The sequence below is a fragment of the Cellulomonas rhizosphaerae genome, from assembly GCF_003470205.1.
GTDB classification, from domain to species: domain Bacteria; phylum Actinomycetota; class Actinomycetes; order Actinomycetales; family Cellulomonadaceae; genus Cellulomonas; species Cellulomonas rhizosphaerae.
The window spans coordinates 1-2,944 of record NZ_QWKP01000041.1; the positions used below are offsets into that span (position 1 = coordinate 1).

General features: G+C 73.8%; 3 protein-coding genes. All 3 read right to left on the reverse strand.

The features are described 5' to 3' along the window. Nucleotides 1-344: 344 nt before the first annotated feature. Nucleotides 345-1,544: a threonine ammonia-lyase gene (ilvA, locus tag D1825_RS00535; protein ID WP_118765594.1), complete on the reverse strand. Its 1,200-nt coding sequence runs from the start codon at nt 1,542-1,544 to the stop codon at nt 345-347. Continuing rightward, nucleotides 1,541-2,812 (reverse strand): AI-2E family transporter, encoded by a 1,272-nt coding sequence (locus tag D1825_RS00540; protein WP_118765595.1) that lies wholly within the window; start codon nt 2,810-2,812, stop codon nt 1,541-1,543. Before D1825_RS00540 ends, ilvA begins: the two co-directional genes overlap by 4 nt. Further along, the coding region (locus tag D1825_RS00545; RefSeq protein WP_199721435.1) for a PLP-dependent transferase at nt 2,809-2,944 on the reverse strand (136 nt) is incomplete at its 5' end. The genes D1825_RS00540 and D1825_RS00545, both read right to left, overlap by 4 nt.

Consider the following 2,944-nt stretch of genomic DNA (forward strand, 5'->3'; position numbering starts at 1 on the left):
CCGCCCCTTCCGGGGTCGGGCGCCGTCGCCGTCCCGGCCCCCGGGCCTCCGCCACCTGGTGCCGTCATGACGGTGATTCCGCATCGTCACGGTGATCGCAACCACCGTGATGACGGCGAATCACCGTGACGTCGGCGACTCGCGCAGGGTGAGGCCGGGCTCCCGCCGGCTCGCCGACGCCGACGGGTCGCCGATTCCGCATCACCTCGCCGGTCTGAATCGGCGAGTGATGCGGAATCGCCGAGTTGACCGCGGACGGGGTGCGACTCCGTCGCTGGGGCGGCGACCTCGTGCGCGGCGAGGCGGCGGCGAGGGCGGCGCGGCGCGGGCCTTCGGTCGGCGGGTCAGTCGGTGAGGCGGTAGCCGTGGGAGCGGAGGTGGTGCATCACCTGGGCGCAGTGGTCGGGGCCCTTGGTCTCGACCTGCACCTCGATCGCCACCTCGTCGACCGCGAGCTCGCCCTGCGTGCGCACGTGCGAGACGTGCATGACGTTCGCCCCGGTGCTGGCCAGCTCGCGCAGCACGTCGGCCAGCGCGAACGGGCGGTCGTCGATGCGCAGGTGCAGCCACAGGAACCGCCCCGCGGACGCGAGCCCGTGCCGCACCACGCGCAGCAGCACCTGTGGGTCGATGTTGCCGCCCGAGAGGATCGCGACGACCGGCCCCTCGAACTCCCCGGGCGTGGCCATGAGTGCCGCGACCGCCGCCGCCCCGGACGGCTCGACGAGCAGCTTCGCGCGCTCCGCCACGAGCAGCACCCCGCGGGAGAGGTCCTCCTCGGACACGGTCCGGATCTCGGTCCCCGCGTCGCGCAGCACGGCGAACGGCGCGGCGCCGGGCATCCCCACGGCGATGCCGTCCGCCATCGTGCGCATCTCGGCTGCCCGGATCGGCTCGCCCGACGAGAGCGACGCGGGGTAGGCCGCGGCGCGCGCGGCCTGGACGCCGACCACGCGCACGTGCGGCGCGAGCTCGCGCACGGTGGTGACAACACCAGCCGCGAGGCCGCCGCCGCCGACCGGGACGATGATCGTCGCGACGTCGGGCACCTGCTCGAGGATCTCGAGCGCGATGGTCCCCTGCCCCGCGATGACGTCGGGATGGTCGAACGGGTGGATGAGGACGGCGCCGGTGCGCTCGGCGTACTCCCGCGCGTGCACGAGGGCGTCGTCGACGCTGTGCCCGACGAGCTCGACGCGCGCGCCGTACTCACGGGTCGCGGCCAGCTTCGGCAGTGCCGCCTCGACGGGCATGAACACGACGGCGTCGATCCCGAGCAGCCGGGCCGCGAGCGCGACGCCCTGCGCGTGGTTGCCGGCGCTCGCCGCGACGACGCCACGGGCCCGCTCGTCGGACGTCAGCCCCGACATCCGCGTGTACGCACCGCGGATCTTGAACGACCCCGCGCGCTGCAGGTTCTCGCACTTGAGCCACACCTGGGCGCCCGCGATCTGCGACAGCGCCCGGCTGGACTCGACGGGCGTGCGCTCGATCACGCCCTCGAGCAGCTCGTTCGCGGTGCGGACGTCGGCCAGGGTCGTCACTTGCCGTCCTCGGCTACCGGGGACGCGTCCTTGCCGACCGCGGGGTCGGCGCCCAGCTCCTCGTCGGACGCGGCGTTCGCGGCCGTGTTCTCGGCGACCTGGGCGATCGACAGGTCGAGCGCGGGGTGCCCGCGCCCCCGCACCGCGACGTGGTCGTCGGTGCCCAGCTGTGGGAACTTGTCGTGCCCGTGCAGGTAGAGGACGACGGTGTTGATGACCGCGACGATCGGCACGGCGAACAGCGCACCGAGGATGCCCGCGACGAACGAGCCGGCCGCCACCGCGAGCAGCACCGCGACCGGGTGCAGCGAGACCGCGTGGCCCATGAGGAACGGCTGCAGCACGTGGCCCTCGAGCTGCTGGACGAGCAGCACCACGCCGAGCATGATCAGCGCGACCACCGGGCCCTGCGCGACGAGCGCGACGAGCACCGCGATCGTGCCCGTCAGCAGCGCGCCGACGATCGGGATGAACGAGCCGAGGAATACGAGGATCGCGAGCGGCAGGGCCAGCGGGACGTGCAGGATCGCCGCACCGATGCCGATGCCGAGCGCGTCGACCGCGGCGACCAGGATCTGCGTGCGCGTGTAGGCGCCGAGCGTGACGAGCCCGCGACGAGCGGCCTGGTGGACGTGCTCACGCGTGCCGCGCGGCAGCAGGCCGACGACCCAGGACCAGATGGTGCGGCCGTCGAGCAGGAAGAAGAACGTGCAGAACACGGCGATCAGCGCGCCGGCCGCGACGTGCCCCACCGTCACGGCGCCGTGCAGCGCGCCCGCGACGATGCCCGAGCCGCCCGACGAGCTCGCGAGGTCCTGCAGCTTGTCGGCCCACTTCGTCAGGTCGTCGGTGGTGAGACCGAGCGGGCCCGTGGCCAGCCACTCGGTCACCTTGTCGACGCCCTCGCGCGCCTGGTCGCCCAGGTCGCCGAAGCCGCGCACGATCGAGGCGCCGGCGACCGTCAGCAGGGCCGCGACCAGGATGATCAGCCCGACGAGCGCCACGCCGCTGGCCAGCGCACGCGACATCTTGAGCTTCCGCTGGAAGAACGACACGACGGGCGTGAGCAGGATGGTGATGAGGACCGCGACCGCGATGGGGACGATGACGACCTTGAGCGCGCCGATCGCGTACACGCCGACGGCGGCGGCCGCCACGATCAGCAGCAGCCGCCAGGACCAGGCCGCGGCGCGCTGCACCGACGGCGGGACGGACTGCGCGGCGTCGAAGCTCGGCGTGGGCGGCGTGGGCGGCGTGGGCACGGTCATGACTGGCTCCCCTGCGAGTGGTCGAGCGCGCGCGCGAGGTCCGCGAGCAGGTCGTCGGCATCCTCGATGCCGACGGACAGGCGGACGAGGTCGTCGGGCACCTCGAGGGCGGTGCCGGCCACCGACCCGTGC

Bases quoted from the DNA above. Each gene is read 5' to 3' on its own strand.
- D1825_RS00540 (WP_118765595.1), bottom strand. From the start codon at position 2,812: ATGACCGTGCCCACGCCGCCCACGCCGCCCACGCCGAGCTTCGACGCC.